17 protein-coding genes, 1 pseudogene and 1 riboswitch are annotated in these 21,035 nt (G+C 58.3%); of the genes and pseudogenes, 5 read left to right on the plus strand and 13 right to left on the minus strand.

Annotated elements, in window-relative coordinates:
* Positions 1-51 precede the first annotated feature (51 nt).
* The 3 genes from glyS to DA792_RS11715 are packed head-to-tail and all read right to left on the minus strand — an operon-like array spanning position 52 to position 3,830.
* Positions 52-2,358: a glycine--tRNA ligase subunit beta gene (glyS, locus tag DA792_RS11705; RefSeq protein ID WP_107720092.1), complete on the minus strand. Its 2,307-nt coding sequence runs from the start codon at positions 2,356-2,358 to the stop codon at positions 52-54.
* Positions 2,359-2,361: 3 nt separating this feature from the next.
* On the minus strand, positions 2,362-2,889 hold the full coding sequence (locus DA792_RS11710) for a DUF6446 family protein (protein ID WP_107720093.1): 528 nt from the start codon (positions 2,887-2,889) through the stop codon (positions 2,362-2,364).
* A complete protein-coding gene (locus tag DA792_RS11715) occupies positions 2,886-3,830 on the minus strand; it encodes a glycine--tRNA ligase subunit alpha (RefSeq protein ID WP_107720094.1) in 945 nt (314 codons plus the stop codon). The genes DA792_RS11710 and DA792_RS11715 overlap by 4 nt, the downstream gene beginning before the upstream one ends.
* Positions 3,831-4,097: 267 nt before the next feature.
* Here DA792_RS11715 and DA792_RS11720 point away from each other — a divergent pair, with 267 nt between their 5' ends.
* Positions 4,098-5,858 carry a trypsin-like peptidase domain-containing protein gene (locus tag DA792_RS11720; RefSeq protein WP_107720095.1) on the plus strand — a complete coding sequence of 587 codons (1,761 nt, stop codon included), beginning with the start codon at positions 4,098-4,100 and terminating at the stop codon, positions 5,856-5,858.
* A 74-nt stretch (positions 5,859-5,932) separates the two neighbouring features.
* Here the strand turns inward: DA792_RS11720 and DA792_RS11725 are convergent, their stop codons facing one another.
* The 4 genes from DA792_RS11725 to metZ form a co-directional block, all read right to left on the minus strand.
* Complete coding sequence (locus DA792_RS11725) at positions 5,933-6,670, minus strand: DUF998 domain-containing protein (protein ID WP_107720096.1); 738 nt, start codon at positions 6,668-6,670, stop codon at positions 5,933-5,935.
* A 32-nt stretch (positions 6,671-6,702) separates the two neighbouring features.
* A complete protein-coding gene (locus DA792_RS11730) occupies positions 6,703-8,151 on the minus strand; it encodes a TrkH family potassium uptake protein (protein WP_107720097.1) in 1,449 nt (482 codons plus the stop codon).
* A 55-nt stretch (positions 8,152-8,206) separates the two neighbouring features.
* On the minus strand, positions 8,207-9,325 hold the full coding sequence (gene folE2 / locus DA792_RS11735) for a GTP cyclohydrolase FolE2 (protein WP_107720098.1): 1,119 nt from the start codon (positions 9,323-9,325) through the stop codon (positions 8,207-8,209).
* A gap of 85 nt (positions 9,326-9,410) precedes the next feature.
* Positions 9,411-10,619, minus strand: coding sequence for an O-succinylhomoserine sulfhydrylase (gene metZ, locus DA792_RS11740; RefSeq protein WP_107722677.1), 1,209 nt, complete (start codon positions 10,617-10,619; stop codon positions 9,411-9,413).
* A 72-nt stretch (positions 10,620-10,691) separates the two neighbouring features.
* A riboswitch (SAM riboswitch) is annotated at positions 10,692-10,770 on the minus strand.
* 139 nt (positions 10,771-10,909) lie between these two features.
* Here metZ and DA792_RS11745 point away from each other — a divergent pair.
* Genes DA792_RS11745 through DA792_RS11755 form a run of 3 tightly spaced genes read left to right on the plus strand, consistent with a single transcriptional unit; the run spans position 10,910 to position 13,714 of the window.
* Positions 10,910-11,833, plus strand: a complete 924-nt coding sequence (locus DA792_RS11745; protein ID WP_159075254.1) for an alpha/beta fold hydrolase — start codon at positions 10,910-10,912, stop codon at positions 11,831-11,833.
* 50 nt (positions 11,834-11,883) lie between these two features.
* The gene (locus DA792_RS11750; protein WP_107720100.1) at positions 11,884-12,600 is read left to right on the plus strand and encodes a glutathione S-transferase family protein; all 717 of its coding nucleotides are present in this window, start codon (positions 11,884-11,886) and stop codon (positions 12,598-12,600) included.
* 1 nt (position 12,601) lies between these two features.
* A complete protein-coding gene (locus DA792_RS11755; RefSeq protein ID WP_159075255.1) occupies positions 12,602-13,714 on the plus strand; it encodes an alpha/beta hydrolase in 1,113 nt (370 codons plus the stop codon).
* Positions 13,715-13,717: 3 nt separating this feature from the next.
* On the opposite strand, the gene DA792_RS11760 is transcribed toward DA792_RS11755, so the two are convergent.
* From DA792_RS11760 to DA792_RS11785, 5 genes and pseudogenes are all read right to left on the minus strand, one after another.
* Positions 13,718-14,365 (minus strand): inner membrane-spanning protein YciB, encoded by a 648-nt coding sequence (locus tag DA792_RS11760; protein ID WP_107720102.1) that lies wholly within the window; start codon positions 14,363-14,365, stop codon positions 13,718-13,720.
* A gap of 10 nt (positions 14,366-14,375) precedes the next feature.
* Positions 14,376-15,278, minus strand: coding sequence for a DMT family transporter (locus DA792_RS11765; protein ID WP_107720103.1), 903 nt, complete (start codon positions 15,276-15,278; stop codon positions 14,376-14,378).
* Between the two features lie 95 nt (positions 15,279-15,373).
* A complete protein-coding gene (locus DA792_RS11770) occupies positions 15,374-15,805 on the minus strand; it encodes a GNAT family N-acetyltransferase (protein ID WP_107720104.1) in 432 nt (143 codons plus the stop codon).
* Positions 15,805-17,013, minus strand: a complete 1,209-nt coding sequence (gene ftsY, locus DA792_RS11775; protein ID WP_107720105.1) for a signal recognition particle-docking protein FtsY — start codon at positions 17,011-17,013, stop codon at positions 15,805-15,807. Before ftsY ends, DA792_RS11770 begins: the two co-directional genes overlap by 1 nt.
* Before the next feature lie 51 nt (positions 17,014-17,064).
* Positions 17,065-17,714: pseudogene (locus tag DA792_RS11785) on the minus strand (lysoplasmalogenase).
* Between the two features lie 108 nt (positions 17,715-17,822).
* Between DA792_RS11785 and DA792_RS11790 the strand changes: the two are divergent.
* Positions 17,823-18,893 (plus strand): alkane 1-monooxygenase, encoded by a 1,071-nt coding sequence (locus DA792_RS11790; protein WP_107720108.1) that lies wholly within the window; start codon positions 17,823-17,825, stop codon positions 18,891-18,893.
* A gap of 505 nt (positions 18,894-19,398) precedes the next feature.
* Here the strand turns inward: DA792_RS11790 and xseA are convergent.
* A complete protein-coding gene (gene xseA, locus DA792_RS11800; protein WP_107720109.1) occupies positions 19,399-20,967 on the minus strand; it encodes an exodeoxyribonuclease VII large subunit in 1,569 nt (522 codons plus the stop codon).
* Positions 20,968-21,035: the final 68 nt, after the last annotated feature.

Genomic DNA, 21,035 nt, shown 5'->3' on the forward strand with positions numbered 1-21,035 from the left:
CAACTGAAAGGTTTGCGCTCACATCAAATGTTGCAGCCCCAAAGCCGGGACTTAGCCCTCAAGCTTGGTCAGATCGGCGACAGAGAGGCAAATGTCGCGGATGCGCCCCAAAAGGTTCAAGCGATTGCGGCGCAGGATGTCGTTGTCGGCATTGACCTGAACCGCCTCAAAGAACCCATCCACCGCTGGGCGGAGTGCTGCCATGGCGGACATGGCAGTGGCGAAATCTTCCTCGGCCATCGCGGGTTTGATTTTGGCGTCTGCCGCATCAAGGGCCGCAAACAACGCCTTTTCGGCGTCACTTTCAGCGAATTTGAGGTCCGGTCCAAAGGAATATTCCACGCCGTCCTTTTCCTCGGCCTGAGACAGGATGTTGTTGGCGCGTTTGAAGCCCTGGATCAGGTTTTTGCCGTCTTCGGTGGCCAGAGTTTCCGACAGCGCGCGGGCGCGTTTGACCAAGAGCGTGATGTCGTCATTGCCGGGCATGGCAAGGCAGGCGTCGATCACGTCATGGCGAATGCCTTCGTCTTTCAGGAAGACTTTGAGACGGTCGTGGAAGAAGGCGAGGAGGTCTTCGCGTAGACATTTGTTTGTCTCTACGTGGACGGTATAAACGACGTATTTCTCAATAAGTTGCGAGAAATCGGCCTCGCCCCTTACTTTCTTACCCGCGTCTTCAGGCGACCAATCTGGGTTAGGCTCGTAATCAACGAACTGATCGCGCAGGATGCGATGCAGAAATTCTTCAGTCGTCTCATTCGAGTTGGCTTTTCCACTGTCACCAGCACGCGTGGAAGCAACAAATTTCCAGTATTCTCGCACAAAATCTGAACGACGCAGCGCATCCAAGAGTTTCAGCCGCAAATCATTCACCAACACCAACCGAATGACCCCCAACGCCGCCCGGCGCAGGGCGAACGGGTCTTTGCTGCCCGTCGGTTTCTCGTCAATCGCCCAAAAGCCTGTCAGCGTGTCGAGTTTGTCGGCCAGAGCCACGGCGACGGAGACCGGCTCGGTCGGCACATCGTCTGAAGGGCCAAGCGGCGAGTAGTGGTCACGGCAGGCATCGGCCACAGCGTCAGACAGCCCGGCGCGTTTGGCGTAGTAGCGCCCCATGATGCCTTGCAGCTCGGGGAATTCGTAGACCATTTCAGAGGAGAGATCGGCCTTGGCAACTTTCGCGGCCAATTCCGCCTCATCCGCGTCGGCCCCAACGATGGGCGCGATTTCGCGGGCCAAAGCGGCGATGCGGGCAATGCGTTCGGACTGCGAGCCAAGTTTGTTGTGAAAGGTGACATTGGCCAAAGGCGCGGCCATGGCCTCAAGGCCCTTATTGTCTTTGGCGCGCTCCACCGTGCGCACGTCATTTTCCCAAAAGAATTTCGCATCGGACAGACGCGCGGACAGCACCTTCTGGTTCCCTGCCAGAATGGTCGCGCCATTGTCGGCGGTCTCGCGGTTGGCGACGGTCACGAATTTCTCGATGCGACCCGTCTTCGGGTTCTTCACGGAGAAGAATTTCTGGTGTTCTTTCATCGAAGTCTGAAGCACCTCAGGCGGCAGACCAAGGAAAGCCTCGTCAATGTTGCCCATCAACACCACAGGCCATTCGACCAGCCCCGCGACCTCGGCCAAAAGACCTTTATCCTCAACCACTTCGAGGCCCTGCGCGAAAGCTTGGGTGGTGGCGTCATGCCAAATGTGATCGGCGCGCTCATTCGGGTCCAAGACCACGAAATTCTGTTTGAGTTTCGTCACATAGTCGTCAAATCCGGAGACCTTAAACGCACCTTTGGACATAAAGCGATGGCCCCAAACAGTGTTGCCCGCCGTGATCCCGTCAAGTTCCAAAGGCACCACCTCCGCGCCCTCCTCAGAGGACAGGAGGCAGACAATAGAATGCAGAGGGCGCACCCATTTCAGGGAGCCATTGCCCCAGCGCATGGATTTCGGCCAGGGGAACGTACGGATCGCGTTTTCCAAAACCTCGGCCACGATCTCAGCGGCGGGACGGCCCGGTTTGGTGATCTTGGCGACATAGACCTGGCCCTTTTTCTCGTCGCGGATGTCCAAGTCCTCTTTGGTGACACCCGCACCGCGCAAGAAGCCCTCAAGCGCCTTTTCGGGCGCATCGACGCGGGGGCCTTTGCGCTCTTCAACCGTGGTCGGAGACGCGGCCAACAGGCCCTCAACGGACAAAGCCAAACGGCGTGGCGTCGCAAACGCGCCGGCAGAGGCGTAGGTCAGACCCGCCTCGACCAAACCATTGGTGACAAGGGATTTCAAATCCTCAGAGGCGCGCTTTTGCATCCGCGCCGGGATTTCTTCCGAGAAGAGTTCGATCAGCAAATCGGGCATGGATCAGTTTCCTTCTGGCGCGGGGGGACAATCCGCGGGCGCAGGATCGCCGTCAAAGACAGCCGCGCCACAATGGTTGATTTGGTTCCAGGCATAGCCGCGCCCGTCCGGGTAGACGGCGACCACACGGTCGATGCCGTAGGGGGCGTTCTCTTCGCCCAAAAACGCCACGGCGGTCCCGGCTTCGATGTCGGCGCCAATCCGTCCGGCGTCAAAACAGTCAAACCATTTCTGTGCCACCAAAGGAGCGGCCTCCGCATAGGGTTTGAAGGTCTCGGTCATCATCGGCAAGGAGAGCGGCGTGGTGAAACAGGCGCGAAATTTGATCGGCGAAGTATCGGCGTCGATACCGTTGAAATCCTCGGCCAAAATGTCCTCAGCCACGCCGTCAAACGTGGTCAAGCGCACCGTGGCAGCGGGGGCATTGGCGTCGATCGGTTGATAATAGGCGTAGATTTGCGAGTAATAGAGACCCGCGCCAAAGACGATTGCTGTTAACACGATGCCACCTGCGACGAATTTACCGTTCATTGCGCTGCTGCCTCGGGGGCATATCCACCCGCCGTGGTTTGCACGAAGGCATCGGCACAGGCTTTGGCCAATGTGCGCACGCGCCCGATATAGGCCTGACGTTCGGTGACCGAAATCACCCCGCGTGCGTCGAGCAAGTTGAACACATGCGAGGCCTTGATGCATTGATCATAGGCCGGATGGACCATGATGATGCGCTTGCCGGTTTTCGGGTCCTGCGCGTCATTTTCCAGCAAAGCATGGCATTCGGCCTCCGCCTCTTCGAAATGTTTGAGCAACATCTCGGTGTTGGCGGCGTCAAAGTTGTGGCGCGAATATTCTTCTTCGGTCTGTTTAAAGATGTCACCGTAAGTGAGCGGGATCGGCGATTGCGGATTGTTGAACGGCATGTCCATGACGTGATCAATACCCAAAACATACATCGCCAAACGCTCCAACCCATAGGTCAGCTCGCCCGAAACCGGACGGCAATCATGGCCCCCGACCTGTTGGAAATAGGTGAACTGCGACACTTCCATACCGTCACACCAGACCTCCCAGCCCAAGCCCCATGCGCCAAGGGTGGGAGATTCCCAGTCATCCTCGACAAAGCGAATATCATGCAAATCGGTGTCGATGCCGATGGCTTTCAACGAGCCAAGATAGAGCGCCTGAAGATCGGGCGGCGACGGTTTGATCAGCACTTGGTACTGATAATAATGCTGTAAGCGGTTCGGGTTTTCGCCATAGCGGCCATCGGTCGGACGACGCGACGGCTGAACATAGGCGGCGGCCCAAGGCGTGGTGCCGAGCGAGCGCAACGTCGTAGCCGGGTGAAAGGTCCCTGCCCCCACTTCCATGTCGTAAGGTTGCAAAATGGCACAGCCCTTTGCGGCCCAATAGGCCTGAAGCCGTAGAATGATCTCCTGAAAGGAGCGCGGTTTTTCGGTCATCTCGGACATGGGTTACTCTCAGCCTTCGGAGCTTGGGAAACGCGGCTTCTCACTAGCCAAGAGCCGACGGGGCGTCAATCGAAAGGGGCACATGCGGGGTGCATTCTGCTGTATTCGGGCACATTCAGATGCATTCAGGCGGATTTGCCAGCCACACCTGACTTTTTTCCGTCACATCTCACCGGGTTGTTTGTTGACCTTCCCGTAAAACATGGTTTCTTTGCCAAAAGTTACAAGAATTGGGCCAAGCTCAATCATCAGGAAGTAAGGGTTTCTATGCATAGGTTTTTCGCCGCAGTCCCATTTGGACTTGCCGCCACGTTGTCTTTCACTGCGGCCAACGCCGAACAATGGATTCAGGTCGAAGCACAGCCAACCCTGACCCAAGCCACCGATGCGGCGCAAGACTATGCCGCAAAGCTGCCGAATGTGGTTGGGTTCAATCTTCCGGGCCGCTGGCACGCCATCGCTTTGGGCCCCTACGCGACCGAAGCCGAAGCCGAAGACGCGCGCCGTCAATTGCGTGCTCAGGGCCTCATCCCGGGCGACAGTTACCTGACCGAAGGCGACCGCTTTCAACAACCGTTTTGGCCTGTTGGTGTCAATGTCGCCACATTGGCCCCCGTCTCCCCGATGGCACCTGCGGATACGGTCGCGAGCGCGCCCGCTGAGGAACAGATCATCGACACGGTGATGACCCCGGTGGAGATCGACGAAACCCCAGCCCAAGCCCGGCAATCCGAACGCGATCTGGACCGTCCGGCACGCGAGGCCTTGCAGCGCGCATTGAAATTTGCGGGCGTGTATAATTCCGGCATCGACGGTGCCTTTGGTCCCGGCACACGCCGCGCCATGTCCGACTGGCAAGCCGCCAACGGCTATGACATCACCGGCGTGTTGACCACCCGCCAACGCGGAGAAGTTCTGGCCGCCTATGACGCTGTGATCAACAGCCTGTCCTTGGCCCCGGTCACTGACGATGTGGCGGGCATTGCCATCACCCTGCCCACCGGCATGGTGGGGTTTGACGCCTACACGCCGCCCTTTGCCAAATACAGCGCCAAAAACGGCTCCGACGTTCAGGTCATGTTAATCTCGCAAACTGGCGATGAGGCGACGTTGGGCGGGCTGTATGAGATCATGCAGACGCTTGAGATTGTCCCCATGGACGGCCCGCGCAACCGTGACAGCAAATCCTTCACCCTGACCGGGATGAATTCCAAGATCGTGTCGCACACAGAGGCGCGGTTGGTGAATGGCACGGTCAAGGGATGGACCCTGATTTGGCCCGCAGGCGACGAGCAACGCCGCGAAATGGCGCTTGCGGCGATGCAGGCCTCTTTCACCCCGACCGAGGGCGTTTTGCCCGATGCCTATGGCGATGGCGCTGCGCAGGACATCGACCTGATGGCAGGCCTCGACATTCGCCGCCCTGAAAAGGCCGGAAGCGGATTTTACGTCAATGCCTCCGGCGCGGTTTTGACCTCCGCCGATTTGGTGGCGCAGTGCACCAAAATCACCCTAGACGACAGCTATGAGGCCACGGTCACCGCGATCGAAGGTGGCATGGCGCTTGTGACCCCGTCCGAGTCCCTCGCCCCCCTGTCTGTGGCCCAATTTGACAGCCGCCTGCCCCGGCTTCAATCTGAGGTGTCTGTGTCGGGCTTTGCCTATGAGGGTCGTTTGGGCGCACCGACGCTGAACTATGGGCTGATGGCCGAGCACAAAGGCCTGAACGGCGAAGAGGATCTGTTGCGCTTGGCGATGACCACCCTTCCGGGCGAAGCGGGCGGACCGCTTTTGAACGGTCAAGGCGCGGTCATCGGCATGTTGGCCGCCAAAGACACGATCCCTGAGTCCCAAGCGCGCAGCCTGCCCGATGACGTGGCCTTTGCCTATGACATGGAAAAGCTCGCCACCTTCCTCTCAAACAATGGCATCGCCGTGTCGGCCTCGGACGCGGCACGCGATATGTCGGATAGCGAATTGGTCACAGTGGGCCGCGATTTGACCGTCTTGGTGAGCTGCTGGAACTAAATCAGCGCCGTTCAAAATCAAAAGCCCCGCAAAGTTTGCGGGGCTTTTGTATGGCATACGATCGCCTATGCGCTTTAGGCGCCGGGCACGATTTTGCGCATCAAACGGACTGCGGATTGATCCGCTTTGCCTTTGGTCAACCACGCCAAGGCGAAAATCCAAACCCCAGCGGCCTCGCCCCAGAAAATCAGATTGTGACGAGAGACAAACTCCGCCGCCCCCTGACCGCCCAAACGCGCCGTCAAAAAAGCGGTGCTGATCACCGCCAACGTCGCCAAAATGCCGTAGCCGCAGGCACGGTAAACGCGACGGCGGGCTTGGTCTGAGGTTTTAGGAAACTGCACCAAACAGAACACCACAAGACAGAGAAAAAACACCACGGCAGAGATGTTATGCACCCAAGCCGACGGTCCGGTGTTGACCCAAATCTGTGTCACGGTGCGCTCTGGCAAGACACAGATCTCAGACGCCGCAGGACAATCTTCGAGTGATGGGAACACCGAAACCATCAAAGCCGAGAGACCCGAAATCCGGGCAAGCACCTGATCGGAAAACCGTTCATCTGAGCGCCGCGCGTAGCCTTTGTAGGAGATCAAGAACACGCCAATGGCCCAAAGCGCACCAACGAAAACCTCGCGTAAAGGCGAGAAAAAGTAGTTGGACAGGCTGTCACGCAGATTGCCCTCCACCGCCAATCCCCCAAGGATCAAACTCAGGGGAAGCAGCAGCGCAACAGCCCCAAGCGCTTGGCGCACCCGGTGGTAACTCATCACATGCGGATCAGTGTCAGGCGTGGTCGAAGTTTCAGACATGCGTGGTCTCCCATGCGTTGTACGTGGGGCGCTTATGAACGCCAAAACCGGATTGTGAACAGCGCGAACACCGACATAACCTCAAGCCGACCGATCAACATGGCAATCGCCAAGACCCATTTTGCCGGATCATTGAGCGAGGCGAAATTGCCCGAAGGCCCGATGATATCCCCAAGCCCCGGACCAACACAGGCCAGTGCCGTGGCCGCCCCCGACACGGCCGTCACAAGGTCCAATCCGGTCGCCGCCAAAAGCACCGATGTGATGCCCAATGTGACGATGAAAAACGAGAAGAACGCCATCACCGAGGAAAGCACATCCTCAGAGACCGGCCGGCCTTGGTAACGCGGGGTGAAGACACCGTTTGGGCTGTGAATCTTGCGAATTTGCGCCCGCATTGAGGCAAACAAAAGCTGATAGCGAAAGATTTTGACCGAACACGCCGTCGACCCCGCGCAGCCGCCGATCAGGCCGATGAAAAAGAACGCAACGGCGGGAAAGGCCCCCCAAAGCTGGTAATCAACCGAGGCATAGCCGGTGCCAGAAATGATCGAGGTGACATTGAAAATCCCTTCGCGAAAGGAGTGTTCAAAATGGTCCTCGTTGACGATCAGCCGGTAGACCGCGAAACACAGGGTCAGGCCAAAAATCACCGCCAAATAGGCGTGAATTTGAGTGTCGCGCCAAAACGGTTTGGCGCTGCCCGCAATCAACTGCACATAGCGCACGAACGGCAAGCTGGCGAGGATCATGAAGAAAGAGGACACATATTCCGCCGGGCCTTGGAAGGCACCGAAAGAGGCGTCTCGGGTTGAAAACCCGCCGGTGGAGAGCGTGGTCAGCGCGTGGTTGATCGCGTCGAACCCGCTCATCCCAACCACCAGATAGGCAATGAAACAGGCCACGGTGAGCCAGACATAAATCACCGAAATCCGCGAGGCAATTTCGGCGGCACGGGGCAAAACTTTGCCATCTGTATCAAAGGCTTCGGAGCGAAACACCTGCATCCCACCGACTTTGAGTTCGGGCAGGAACACCATGGCAACGACGATGATCCCGATGCCACCGAACCATTGCAACATCGACCGCCAGAGCAACAGCCCCTCCGGCAGATCGTCCAGGCCGGAGAACACCGTGGAACCTGTGGTGGTCATGCCCGACATCGCCTCAAAAAACGCGTCCGTAAACCCGGCCTCGGTCGCGCCAAGCATGAAGGGAATGCCACCAAAGATCGGTAAGATGAGCCAGATCAGCGTGGTCAAAAGAAACATTTGCTGGATGGAAAGGCCTTCGGATTTGCCATTGGCACAGGCCAGTGCCATCGACACGCCGGCCACAGTGGTGACCACCCCTGCCTCCAAAAATACCCCCCATTCGGCGTTGCCGTAGGCCAGCTCGACCAACAACGGCACAATCATCGTCAGCCCCAAAAGGGCCACGAGGGTTCCGACTACATATCCTACAGGCCTGAGATCCGTCATAACGGCAAGGCTTGGCTGCCCAAGCCGCGCATGTCAAGCACAGCCCATGACGTGATCAACCAACGTGGAAAAGTGTGGCAAAGAGTTTGGGATCAAGGCTTTGCGCCGCGAACGTTTCGCCCTCGGTCAGCACAGAGACCGCATCATGAGAATGCAGGCTTTCTTGATGCGAGGCGATGATGCGAAAATCACCGATCCGAGGGTCATTTTCGAGGTTTTGCGCAAACAAGCGGGCCGCATCTTCAACGAAAATCGGATTGGCGGCATTCAGTTCCGCAAAGGCTTGTTCATCTTCGCGCTTGACCATGACTTGTGTCTCGGTCGGCACGGCCGCACGACACAGATCAATCAGGTCTTCGAACCAAAGCGTGTCCGCCCGATCCCGCACCTCAACCGAAATCCGCGCCACGGAGCGTTGTGAATGCGGTGTGGCCAATTGATGTCGGGTGCGGCGCGCATGTTCGGAAAGTTCAAGAGAACAGGGGCAAGTGGAGCTATACACATAGTCCAAATGCATGATTTCTGTCATTTTCCCGTTGGTCTCCACCAGCTCCAAAGCGATGTCATAATACTGATAGCCGCTCAGACCAGAGCGCAGCGAGGCACGTTTGACCGGGAAAGAAAACCGCATCTGAATGCGGGCATCGAAACTGTTGAGATCGGCTTTGTAATCGCGCAGGGCGGCTTGGATCACGTCAAAGGAAAACGTGCGCTCGGAATGTTTGTAAAAGGAGCGCATGATCCGGGACATGTTGATGCCCTTTTTCTCTGCCTCCAAACTGACCGTGCCAGTGACCGAGGTCTCAAGTGTCAGATCGCCCCCCGCATCATGACTGTCACGGCTGTGAAACCGGATCGGCAGACGGAAATTCGAAATCCCGACATGCTGAATCTGACGTTTCGCGCCTTTGATCAGGCTTTCAGGCCCGTTTTGCAAATCAGGCAGCGTGTCGCGATAGGCCTCTGAGGCCTCGAAATCCTCGGGGTAGGCGCGCCGCAGCGCCGGATAATTGGCGAAATCATCCGCCTCCGGCAAAAGCCGCGAAATGGCCGGATCAAGTTCGGCCACTTCGGTCGGCGTGGCGCGGCTCGCCCAGTCACGCAAAACGGCCAAAGCCGCCTCGGCTTTGGCCCGCTCAGATGAAATCTCAAGGTCGCTTGGGTGCATGTTCATAGGCACTCCCCCAAAAGTCTGTTTCGATTGATATAGGGCGTCTTGCGCCCGTTACCAACAGATACGTGGGAGAAACACCAGCGGATCACAGCACATCCAAAGCCGCCCGCAGATCGGCGATCAAATCGTCAGGGTCTTCCAGCCCAAGCGACACACGCACCATGCCCGGCGTGATGCCCAACATGTCTTTCTGCTCTTGCGGCAGGCGTTGGTGTGTGGTGGTCGCGGGATGGGTGACGATGGATTTGGCATCGGCGAAATTGTTGGAGATGGTAAAAATCTCCAAGGCATTCAGAAACTTAAAGCAAGCATCCTTGCCGCCTTTGACATCAATCGTCAAGACGGTGCCGCCCGCCTCAGCTTGGGATTGGGCCAGATCACATTGCGGATGGGCTTTGTGGGTCGGATAGCGCACAGCATTGAGCGCCGGGTGCCCATCAAGAGCATCCGCCACGGCGAGCGCCGTGCTGGCTTGTTGCCGCACCCGAAGGTCGAGCGTTTCCATCGACTTGAGCTGTACCCAAGCATGGAACGGGCTCATCGCACCACCGGTGTGTTTGAGATAGGCCTCAACCGGCCCCCGGATCAGATCGCGCGACCCACAAATCATCCCGCCCAAACACCGTCCCTGCCCGTCGACATGTTTGGTGGTGGAATAAACCGACAGATCGGCCCCCGCCTGAGCGGCATAGGAGAAGATCGGCGTGCACATCGCATTGTCGACCACGACTTTGGCGTCAACCGCATGGGCCAGATCGCAAACGGCTTTGAGGTCGATCACCTCCAAAGTCGGGTTGGAAATGCTCTCAAGGAACACCAGCGCCGTGTCGGGGCGAATGGCCGCGCGCCACGCGTCCAGATCGGTGCCATCGACCAAGGTGATCTCAACGCCGAAACGCCCCAGAACCTCTTCGAGAATATAGAGACAGGAGCCAAACAGCGCCCGCGACGACACCACATGATCCCCGGCTTTGAGCAAAGCCATCAACGCGCCATTGACAGCGGCCATACCAGAGGCACAGGCAAACGCGTCCTCATAGCCTTCCAAAGAGGCCATGCGATCTTCGAACATGCGGGTGGTGGGATTGCCGTAGCGGGCGTAGATAAATTCATCCTCGCCCAGAGACACAAAACGCTCTTCTGCCGCCTCAGCCGTATCATAGACAAAGCCTTGGGTCAGAAAAAGGGCTTCGGACACTTCGCCATATTGGCTGCGCCGAATGCCTTCATGCACGAGTTTTGTGCGGGTTTTCCACCCCGCATTGTTCTTGGTATTGCTCTTCGCGTTGCTCATTTCACGGTTCCCTTCCGCCAACAAAAAAGCCCCCTCTCGATCAAGAGCGGGGGCGCGGCGGGTCATCCAACCCAGCGTCTCGTCCTGACCTCTTTAGCGGAATATTTTATGTGGCCCGCAATCCGGAGAACAAATCGCCACGTTTGGTCGGGGTACAAATCCTGCGACGCTCTGTCAACTGCGCGCGGCACCGTTAACAAAGATTCACCCCGATGTCGCAGCATCGTGACAAACCCCACGCAAACTATGTGCAGTTCTCGGCGCACATCGAACCCAGGGGAGCGGCGTCCATGCCCCTCATGCAACTCAATGTCGACGGCCCTTTCCCCGCGTCCCAAACCAAGGACGCTTTAGAGCGCGCCTTGGCGGCAACCCCGGCGCAGGCGCCGGTGGTGATTTGCATCCACGGTTATAAATTCTCCCCACAAGTGCCCCAACATGACCCGCATGATCACATCCTGTCGCTTGATCCCGGCGCGCGGTGCCCAAAGGCACTGAGCTGGCCACGCGGTCTTGGATTTGGCAGCAACGCGGCGGACGAAGGCCTGTGCATCGCTCTGGGCTGGGAAGCCCGCGGTACGATTTGGCAGGCTTACGCCCAAGCGCGACTTGCGGGCGAGGCCTTGGCCCGGCTGATTTGGACCATCAAGCGTCCGGTGCATGTGATCGGCCACTCGCTTGGCGCGCGGGTGGCCCTGTCGGCGCTGCCGCATCTGTCTGAGGGCGCCGTGGGTCGGATGATTCTTTTGGCCGCCGCCGAGTTTCGCAGCACAGCGAGTGTTGCCATGGACAGCGCCGCCGGGCGCAGTGCCGAGGTGATCAATGTGACCTCACGTGAAAATGATCTGTTTGATCTGATGGCCGAATTGGCGCTGACCCCGGATCATGGTGCATCGCGCACACTGGGGTCTGGGCTTGGCCAAGACCTGCGCGGTTGGTGCGATCTTCAGATTGACGATGCCGGGACGCGGGCCTGTTTGGCGCAACTCGGCTATACAATCCCTGAGGCCGACAAACGCGTCTGCCATTGGTCGCCCTATCTGCGCGACGGGGTCTTTGATCTCTACCGCACTGCGCTGCGCCACCCCGAACAGCTTCCCATCGGATTGTTGAAACATCTGATGTCTGACGCCCCTGCCCCACGCTATTCGCGTCTTTTCCGGGGCCCTCGGACACCTTCACTCTTGTCCTTTTCGCGCAAAGCGTCATCCTAAGGCCATCCTTCCAACCCTCTTTCCTTTGATGACCGCACGGAACCGTTTTCATGATCGACACTCCCATTACGCTCTTCTATTGGCCGACGCCAAACGGCTGGAAAATCTCTATCGCGCTTGAGGAAATGGACCTGCCTTATGAGGTCAAGTTCATCAACATCGGCGCGGGCGAGCAATTTGATCCCGCATTCTTGAAACACGCGCCCAACAACCGGATGCCCGCGATTTATGACCCCGAAGGGCCAAGCGGTCGACCGATTTCTATTTTTGAATCGGGCGCAATCCTGCAATATCTGGCGCGCAAATGCGGTCACTTTTATGGCGGCGGCGAACGCGACCAAGTCGCCGTGGATCAATGGTTGATGTGGCAAATGGGCGGGCTTGGCCCGATGGCCGGACAGGCGCATCATTTCCTCAAATACGCGCCCAAAATGGAGCCGCCGCACGATTTGCCCTATGCCAAAGACCGCTACCGCAACGAGGTCGCGCGGCTCTATGGCGTTTTGGATCGGCGTTTGGCCGAAGAAGAATTCGTCGCAGGCGATTTTTATTCCATCGCGGATATGGCGATTTGGCCTTGGGCTTCGCTCTGGGAAGGCCAAGAGCAAACCTTGGACGACAAACCCCATCTGGCGCGGTGGATCGACCGGATCGCAGCGCGCCCGGCGGTGCAACGTGGCCGTGCCCTTGGGGCCGAGCGGCGCACAGATACCGCCCATGACAAAGCCGCGCAAAAGATCCTCTTTGGTGGGACAAAAGGCACATAACGTGACAGTCTCCCGGCGGCACTTTCTGTTGAGCGGCGGGGCTTTGGTCCTGACCGGCTGCGCGCAACCGTTGATCAACACGCCGCCGGAGGTGACACCGGAGCACACTCGGGACATTTTTGTCCTCACCAACCGCACGGTCTCGCCCGATGCGCATGAGGCGTTTGAAGGCCAGCGGTCCGACGCGGTCTTTTATCGCAATTATACGATTTCCGTGCCACCGGACCGGAAACCGGGCCATTTCTCGTTTCCAAGGCGCAACATTGATCCCAAACGCGAATTCTTTGTCGCGCAGAGCAAGTCCTATGACGGCCCTGCCCGGTTTCGCACCGATTTAGACGCTGAAATCGCCCGCCGCCCCAAGGGCGATCGCGGCGTCATTTTGTTTGTGCATGGCTACAACGTTTCCTATGCCAGTGCGGTGTTTCGCGCCGCACAGATTGCCACCGATTTCAAGATGACCGAACCTATGGTGGCGTTTTCATGGCCCTCTGCGGGCCGCGTGTCGCAATATGCCTATGACCGGGATTCGGTGCTTTATGCCCGCCGCGCCTTGGCCGATGCGATCAAAGATCTGGCCAAATCGAACGCGCAAAGCATCACCATCCTGGCGCATTCGATGGGGGGTCTGTTGACGATGGAGGCGCTCAAAAGGCTGGCTTTGGAGGGCGATCAGCACACATTGGACGCGCTCAACGGCGTGGTGTTGATTGATGCCGACATCGACGTCGATGTGTTTCGCCGTCAGGTTCAGGATGTGTCGCCCTACGGCGTGGAACTGGCCGTTGTCGCCTCGCGTCGCGATTCCGCCCTTAAGATTTCGTCGATCCTGACCGGTGGTCACCCGCGCGTGGGGGCCGCAGATGACATTGCCGCACTGCGCGACATGGGCGTTTTGGTGCTTGATGTCACCAATGCGCCGGGGGCCGGGATGCTTGGGCATTTTGCCATGCTGCAATCACCCGAACTCTTGGCGATCATTTCGTCGGGACAGTTGGTCAACGACATCGTCGCGGGCGCGCCCGGTCAGGATATTTTGATCGACGGTCTGACGCTCACCGGCAACGCTGCCTTGGCGATTGCCTACCTGCCCTACACCGCCACCGGGAATTGACCCTTAGGCCTTTGGTGTTTTGTCCTGAGCGCTGTCGTCTTCGGTCGAATGGCGACTCATCAAACCGCCTTGGGCCATGAAGAACGCGATCATCGCAATGGGCAGGCCAAAGGTTTTGAATTTGACCCAAGTGTCGGTCTCCATCGTGCGCCAAATCATCTCATTGGCCACGGCGAGCGCGAAGAAAAACAGCATCATCCGAAAGGTGAGTTTTTTCCAACCCTCCGCATCCAACGGCATGACCTCACCCAACACCAACGACAGATAAGATTGACCGCGCAGCAAGCCCACGCCCAACGCCCCGCCGAACAGCAGGTAAATCATCGTCGGTTTCATTTTGAAAAACCGTTCGTCATTGAGCCAAATCGTCAGCCCACCAAAAACCACGACCAAAACAAGCGTCATGACCTGCATGACGGAGAGCTTTCCGGTCAGCCGCCAGAGCACAAAGGTCGATGCCGCCAAAAGCGGGATAAACAGCGCGGTCATCACGATGAACCCGGAATAGTCCGTGCCCGCGATGGTGAACACCTTGTCTTTCAAGATCACATAGCCCGCGAAAAACGCCAAGATCGGCCCCATTTCGAGCACGGTCTTGACCACAGGATTGAGCTTTTTTTCGGCGATCGTCTCTGGTGCGTCTTCTGGCATGATCTGTCCTTTATCCACCCATCTCAACTATGATCGCACCGACTGCAATCAAGGTCATCAACGCCAAACGGCGTGGCCCAACCTTTTCGCCCAAAACGATCCATCCAATCAAGGCCGCAAACACGGTCGAGGTTTCACGCAACACGGCAGCTTCGCCGACATTGTCCAATCGTGTGGCTAACATGATGCAACCAAACGAAAAATACGCCACGATGCCGCCGGCAAACCCACGTAGTGCCAAGGGGCCAAGCGCGGGCTTTTCGACCATCTGACGATAGCGCAACGCGGCAACAACTGGCATCACAAGACCGTCAAGAAAAAAGAACCACGCCAAAAAGGTGAACGGATCGGCGGTGGCGCGGATGCCATAGGCGTCATAGGTGGTGTAAAGCGCGACAAAAGACCCGGTCAAAACCGCCAACATCAAGGCGGGGACCATGGTGTCACGGCCCAAAGTGATGGTGCGCAAGTTATAAACCGCAAGGCCAAAAATACCGGCGATCAACACCATCACCCCCGACCATTGGATCAGGGTGAAATGTTCGCCAAACACCAAGCCCGCGCCGATGACCGCGAAAAACGGCCCGGTGCCGCGCACCACCGGATAGACCACGGTATAAGCGCCTTTGGTGTAGGTGTAGCCTTGGGCAACTTTATACCCCATGTGGATGACAAACATGCCCGCAAAAATGATCCACATATGCGGTTCGGGCCATGGCACCACGAAAAGCGCAAACGGCGCCGCAATGATGCAATAGAAAAAATCCATCGCGCCCCGAGACATCCACGGATCATGCCGCCCCTTTTGCAGCGCGCCAAACAAAGCATGTAAAAATGCTGCCGCCAAAGCCAATGCAAGGGCTGCGTGGTGACCGGCCTCTGTGCCTTCGAGGGAAAGAATCCAACTGCTCATAGCGTCCTGCTACAGAAGCACATTGAAAAGGGCCAGAGGATTAAGCGCACAGGGGGGGGAGGGCAAACACCGGGGGCGCCCCCTTCTTGGTCACATCAGGCGGCAAGCGGGCCGCGACGTTCGCGCAGACCTTCGATTTCCGAATAGGGATTGGGCACAAGCGCGCCATCTGTCGCCTCGATAAACGGATACGCCGGGTCAAGATGGGCGGCCCGAATGAGCGTTTCTTCTAAGGTTTGGATGATGAAATCCGTGCGAAACGCCGGCAAAACCCCCATGCCCCAAATCCGCGCCGGGCGGTCTTCGCGCTCGGGATCGACCACCAACATCGCGGTGCCAATCAAACGCTCGCCCTCAACCACCACCATTTCGGCGTAGAGTTGACGGTCGTCGGGCCAGTCCTCTTCGGTCTCCTCCGGGCACACCGGGTGATCGAAAAACAGCTCCTGCATGGATTCGCGACGCTCAACAACGTCACCGCCCGAAACCCAGTTGCCCGGGCCGATTGCGTGCAGAATTTCTAACATCAAACCTCCAGACCCATCAGGGCCTTGGCAAAATCTTCGGGATCAAACGGCGCAAGGTCGTCGATCTGTTCGCCCACCCCAATCGCATGGATCGGCAGGCCGAACTTATCCGCGAGGCTCACAAGCACACCACCGCGCGCCGTACCGTCGAGTTTTGTCATCACAAGGCCGGAGACATCCGCGAGTTTTTGGAAAATCTCAACCTGTGAAATCGCATTTTGTCCGGTTGTCGCGTCCAGCACAAGCAATGTGTTGTGCGGTGCGGTGGCGTCCTTTTTACGGATCACCCGGACGATTTTGGACAGCTCTTCCATCAAATCGGCGCGGTTTTGCAACCGTCCGGCGGTGTCGATCATCAACAGATCTGCGCCCAATTCTTCGGCCTTGGTCATAGCATCAAAGGCCAATGAGGCGGGGTCAGAGCCCTCGGGTGCGGTCAAAACCGGCACGCCGGCGCGCGTGCCCCACACCTGCAATTGTTCGACGGCTGCGGCGCGGAACGTGTCCCCGGCGGCAATCACAACGGTTTTCCCGGCGGCTTTGAATTGGCTGGCCAATTTGCCGATCGTCGTGGTTTTGCCCGATCCGTTGACGCCCACCACCAAAACCACCTGCGGTGCCTTGGGATACAGCGGCATCGGCTTGGCCACAGGCTCCATGATTCGTGCAATTTCACTGGCCATCAGGCGCTTGATTTCATCGACCGAAAGCTTTTTACCGTACCGCCCCTCGGCCATCGCGGCGGTGACGCGCATCGAGGTTTCGACGCCCATATCGGCGGTGATCAACAGCTCTTCAAGCTGCTCCAACATCGCATCATCAAGGGTGCGCCGCAGCACGGGCTGAGCCTCTTTGCGGCCCAAAAGGCGTCCAACCAAGCCCGGCTTTGTCGCGGGCGCAGTCGGTTCGGGCACCTGGTTCACAACGGTCTCAACCGGGATTTCCAACGGTGTCACTGCACGCGGGATCTCAATGGGTGTCGCGTCGGGTGTCTCAACCGGCTCAGGCGGCGCACCTGTTTCTGGGAGGGGCACGGGCTGTTCCAAAGGCGGCTCAATCGGCGCGACCTCGGGCACCACCGGATCGGCCAAAACCGCCTCATCCGCGCTGCTTTGCACACCGCCATCTTCGACAATCGCCTCAAGACCCTCGTCGAGTTTCGACGAAGTTTTCTTTAGGCGAGATTTCAGTTTCGAGAATAGCGACATTTGGCCTCCGTTCCTTGCTCACTTAATCGGTCTTGGCCTTTTAGAAAAGCCCTAGGCAACCGGTTTGAGAGCAACAAAGGCGAAAAGAATCGCCATTTGCCCAAGGATGTACAGGGTCCACAGCGCATAGCCAGCCCAGCGCGCCCGCTTGGTCCCCGCCGGCATGCGAAACATCTGAAGCGCAAGGATCAGGTCCGAGGCCATAAAAAGCAGCGCGCCGACACTTGCCATGCGGTAAAGATCAGGCAGGCTCAGCGCCGCAACCGCCATCGCGCAAATCAATCCAACATAAATGCGCACCGGCCCCCGCAAGTCGCCCGTGAAGGGGCCAGCCAAAGCTCGCTTGAAAGCGCAAACCCGATCAAAAGGAGCGCGGGAAGGATGCGCCAGGTCTCGACCAAGCCAGAGAACAGTCCAAGATAACACAGATGCGCGAGGGCAAAACTCACCAACCCGGCCATAAACGCCCGCTCAAAGGGACGCGACAACGCCCAATCGCCCAAAGCCGACAACGCCAAGCCCGCGACCAAAAGCCCCGGCGCGCTCTGCGTCATTGCGATCATGGCACATACTGCGACGGGAACGGTTTTGAGCGCGCTGTGCCAGAGCGTTTTGTCGCGATGGGTGACAGGCAAATAGGCCAGCGCCGCAAGAATGGCTGCTGCCATGCCGCCGCCAACGCCGATGTTAAATTGCACCATCCCAATCCTCCCTGCCCTCTTTGACCTGCGCCGTCTCTATCGCGGCTGAATGCTTTTGCACCGATAGGGGACACCGCCTATAGTCTGCACATTCCAGAAGGTGCGTCCATGATGTCCAATCCCCAAAAAACCGCTCACATCATTCGCTTTTTTGCCCTGTCTACCCTCGCCCCGGTTGCGCTTTTGTCACTGGGCGCGCTGTTTGGCGGGCTCTGGGCGGTGGCCGGGTTTCTGTATATGACCGTACTGGCCTATGGCTTTGATCAGCTGGTCAGCCTCGCCCGCGACCCTGCCGATCCAGAGGCCGCATTTCCCGACGCCAATGCCCTGTCCACCATCCTCGCCCTTTCGCATTTTGCGATGATGCCCTTGGCCGTTTGGGCGCTCTCCGTCGGACCTTTTGCACTTTGGGAACGAGTGTTCATGTTTTTCGGCTTTGGTCTGTTCTTTGGACAGGTGTCCAATTCCAACGCCCATGAGCTGATCCACCGCTCGGATCGGACGTTGCGGCGGTTGGGCACGTGGGTCTATATCACCCTCTTGTTTGGCCATCACGCCACCGCCCATGTCCGCGTCCATCACCGCTATGCCGCCTCGGCTCAGGACCCGAACTCCGCCCCCCTAGGCATGAGCTATTATCGGTTTTTGCCACGCGCGTGGATCGGATCTTTTAAGGCCGGGCTGCGTGAAGAAAACACCCTGCGGGCACGCGCCTCTGCCACTGATTTACACCCCTATGCGCTCTATCTTGGCGGGGCTGTGATCTGTCTGTTCATCACCTTTCAAATCGGCGGAATATTGGGGATTTTCAAATACATCTTGCTCGCGGGCTATGCCTCTTCGCAATTGATGCTCTCAGATTACGTCCAACATTACGGGTTGCGCCGCGCCGAAGTGTCTGAGGGCAAATATGAACCTGTGGGGCCTGCACATTCGTGGAACAGCCCGCAATGGTTCACTTCGTTTTTGATGCTCAATGCGCCGCGTCATTCTGATCACCACGCCCATCCGATGAAGCCCTATGTCGCGCTTGAACTGTCGGATGACATGCCGCGCTTGCCGCGCTCCTTACCGGCCATGGCGACGCTCGCGCTGATCCCGCCGCTTTGGTTCAAAGTGATGGACAAACGTGTGGCGCGGGTGATGGCCGATGCGGACAAAGCTCCAACGCCACGTTGACCAGTTAACCAGATGTTAAGAATGTGAGTGGAGCTCATCGCAATGCTGTGGCATGGTTTCCAAATGATGAAAAAGCTGTCTCTCCCGGCCTCTTTGGCCCCCTTGATTTTGGTCTTCGCCACCTCAACTTTCGCCGCACCGGCGGGGTCTGAGCCGCTGACTGGCAGCGAATTTGAAGCTTATGCCACCGGCAAAACCCTCACCTATGCTGAGGGGGACAACCCTACGGCGCCGAAGAATACCTCCCCGGCAACCGCGTCCGTTGGGCGTTTGACGAGGACACATGCAAAGAGGGCATCTGGTACGAATCCGGGCAAAACATCTGTTTCGTCTACGAGGACGGCTCCGCCCCGCAATGCTGGCAGTTCTTTGTTGAAAGCGACAAATTAAAGGCCGTGTTCCAAGGCGAAAGCGGCACAGAACTCTACGAGGCCTGGGCCAGCGACGGGCCGCTCAGCTGTATGGGTCCACAAGTCGGGGTTTGATCCGTTCGACATCGGACCCGTTAAAACAAAGACCCCTGCTCTGGTCCGCCGCCTTTTGGCTTTTTCGCCTTCGCAGGTGATGGGACCACGACCGCCCCGCCGCCAATCCGCGCCCGACCGTCGGCAAACTGCACCTCATGCATCCGGCTCGCATCCCTGGCCGAGGTCACGACCCCACCAGAGACATCCCAAACCACCGCATAGCCGCGTTCCAAAGTCTTTTGGTAGGACAGCGCCTCAAGCATCCCGGCCCGGCGATCCAACACCCCGCGCCAGCGCTCGGTTTGCGCCTTTGACGCACGTTCAAACCGGGCGGTGAGTTGATCCAACTGACCCCGCGCCTGAACTGTGTGGCGCGACAGGCGCATAGGGTCCAAACCTTTGGCGGCACTGGATAAATCACGGCGCCTTTGCGCCACAGACCGGGCCAAAGCCGGGCCAAGACGCCCGCAAAGGACCGCCGTTTTCTCCTGTCCGCGCTTCAACATCCCGCGCAATATCGTTGGCCGCAGAACGGCGGACCGCTCAGACAATTTCAACCGACGATTGCCCACGGAGGTGATCAAGGCTTGGTTCAAACGTGCTTCCGCCTGATCGACGCGCTGACGCGGCCCATCCAAAAGCCGCCCGCGCTGTGGCAAAGCGCGAGACAGGTCACTCAACCGTTGCCGCCGACGCGTCACGCCAAGGCTCAACGCCCGCTCCATCCGCGCCCGCATCTCTTGCAGCGTGACCCAAAGCTCACGTCGTACGGGCACGGCAATTTCTGCGGCGGCTGTGGGTGTCGGCGCGCGCATGTCAGAGGCGAAATCAATCAGCGTCGTGTCGGTTTCATGCCCCACGGCAGAGATCAACGGGATGTTTGAGGCCGCCGCAGCGCGCACCACGATCTCTTCGTTAAAGCCCCAAAGATCCTCAACCGAACCACCGCCACGCGCCACGATGATCAAATCGGGACGCGGGATCGGCCCGTCTTTGGGCAAAGCATTAAAGCCTTCGATCCCACGGCTCACTTCGGCGGCGCAGTTTTGGCCCTGAACCGCCACCGGCCAGATCAACACATGGCGTGGGAAACGGTCGCGCAGACGGTGCAAAATATCGCGGATCACCGCACCAGAGGGCGAGGTCACCACACCGATCACCTTTGGCAAATAGGGAATCGGTTGCTTGCGCGCCGGATCAAACAGACCCTCGGCGGCCAAGGCCACTTTGCGTTTCTCCAGCATCGCCATCAAGGCACCCGCCCCCGCCGGCTCGACACTGTCAACGATGATCTGATACCGCGACCCGCCCGGAAAAGTTGTCATCCGGCCCGTGGCGATGATCTCCATCCCCTCTTCGGGCTGGACCTGCATCTTTGCCACCTGCCCTTTCCAACTCACCGCATTGATCACGGATTTGTCGTCCTTGAGGTCGAAATACAGATGCCCAGACCGTGGCCGCGACACCCGCCCAACCTCTGCACGGACCCGGACAAAGCCAAACTCGCCCTCGATGATCTTTTTCACCGCACCCGACAGTTCGGAAACGGTGAATTCAGGCGCATTTGACGTTCCTTGCGGGCCGTCATCTTCGAAAAGCTCGGACATATGGGTGCTCACGCTTGTGTCGTGTTCCTACTCACCCTAAAACGCCCGAAACCGGATGAAAAGCGGGG

Source organism: Celeribacter baekdonensis (assembly GCF_003047105.1).
In the GTDB taxonomy this organism is placed as follows: Bacteria; Pseudomonadota; Alphaproteobacteria; order Rhodobacterales; family Rhodobacteraceae; genus Celeribacter; species Celeribacter baekdonensis_B.

Bases quoted from the DNA above. Each gene is read 5' to 3' on its own strand.
- glyS (WP_107720092.1), bottom strand. From the start codon at position 2,358: ATGCCCGATTTGCTGATCGAACTCTTCTCGGAAGAAATCCCGGCGCGG.
- DA792_RS11710 (WP_107720093.1), bottom strand. From the start codon at position 2,889: ATGAACGGTAAATTCGTCGCAGGTGGCATCGTGTTAACAGCAATCGTC.
- DA792_RS11715 (WP_107720094.1), bottom strand. From the start codon at position 3,830: ATGTCCGAGATGACCGAAAAACCGCGCTCCTTTCAGGAGATCATTCTA.
- DA792_RS11720 (WP_107720095.1), top strand. From the start codon at position 4,098: ATGCATAGGTTTTTCGCCGCAGTCCCATTTGGACTTGCCGCCACGTTG.
- DA792_RS11725 (WP_107720096.1), bottom strand. From the start codon at position 6,670: ATGTCTGAAACTTCGACCACGCCTGACACTGATCCGCATGTGATGAGT.
- DA792_RS11730 (WP_107720097.1), bottom strand. From the start codon at position 8,151: ATGACGGATCTCAGGCCTGTAGGATATGTAGTCGGAACCCTCGTGGCC.
- folE2 (WP_107720098.1), bottom strand. From the start codon at position 9,325: ATGAACATGCACCCAAGCGACCTTGAGATTTCATCTGAGCGGGCCAAA.
- metZ (WP_107722677.1), bottom strand. From the start codon at position 10,619: ATGAGCAACGCGAAGAGCAATACCAAGAACAATGCGGGGTGGAAAACC.
- DA792_RS11745 (WP_159075254.1), top strand. From the start codon at position 10,910: ATGCCCCTCATGCAACTCAATGTCGACGGCCCTTTCCCCGCGTCCCAA.
- DA792_RS11750 (WP_107720100.1), top strand. From the start codon at position 11,884: ATGATCGACACTCCCATTACGCTCTTCTATTGGCCGACGCCAAACGGC.
- DA792_RS11760 (WP_107720102.1), bottom strand. From the start codon at position 14,365: ATGCCAGAAGACGCACCAGAGACGATCGCCGAAAAAAAGCTCAATCCT.
- DA792_RS11765 (WP_107720103.1), bottom strand. From the start codon at position 15,278: ATGAGCAGTTGGATTCTTTCCCTCGAAGGCACAGAGGCCGGTCACCAC.
- DA792_RS11770 (WP_107720104.1), bottom strand. From the start codon at position 15,805: ATGTTAGAAATTCTGCACGCAATCGGCCCGGGCAACTGGGTTTCGGGC.
- ftsY (WP_107720105.1), bottom strand. From the start codon at position 17,013: ATGTCGCTATTCTCGAAACTGAAATCTCGCCTAAAGAAAACTTCGTCG.
- DA792_RS11790 (WP_107720108.1), top strand. From the start codon at position 17,823: ATGATGTCCAATCCCCAAAAAACCGCTCACATCATTCGCTTTTTTGCC.
- xseA (WP_107720109.1), bottom strand. From the start codon at position 20,967: ATGTCCGAGCTTTTCGAAGATGACGGCCCGCAAGGAACGTCAAATGCG.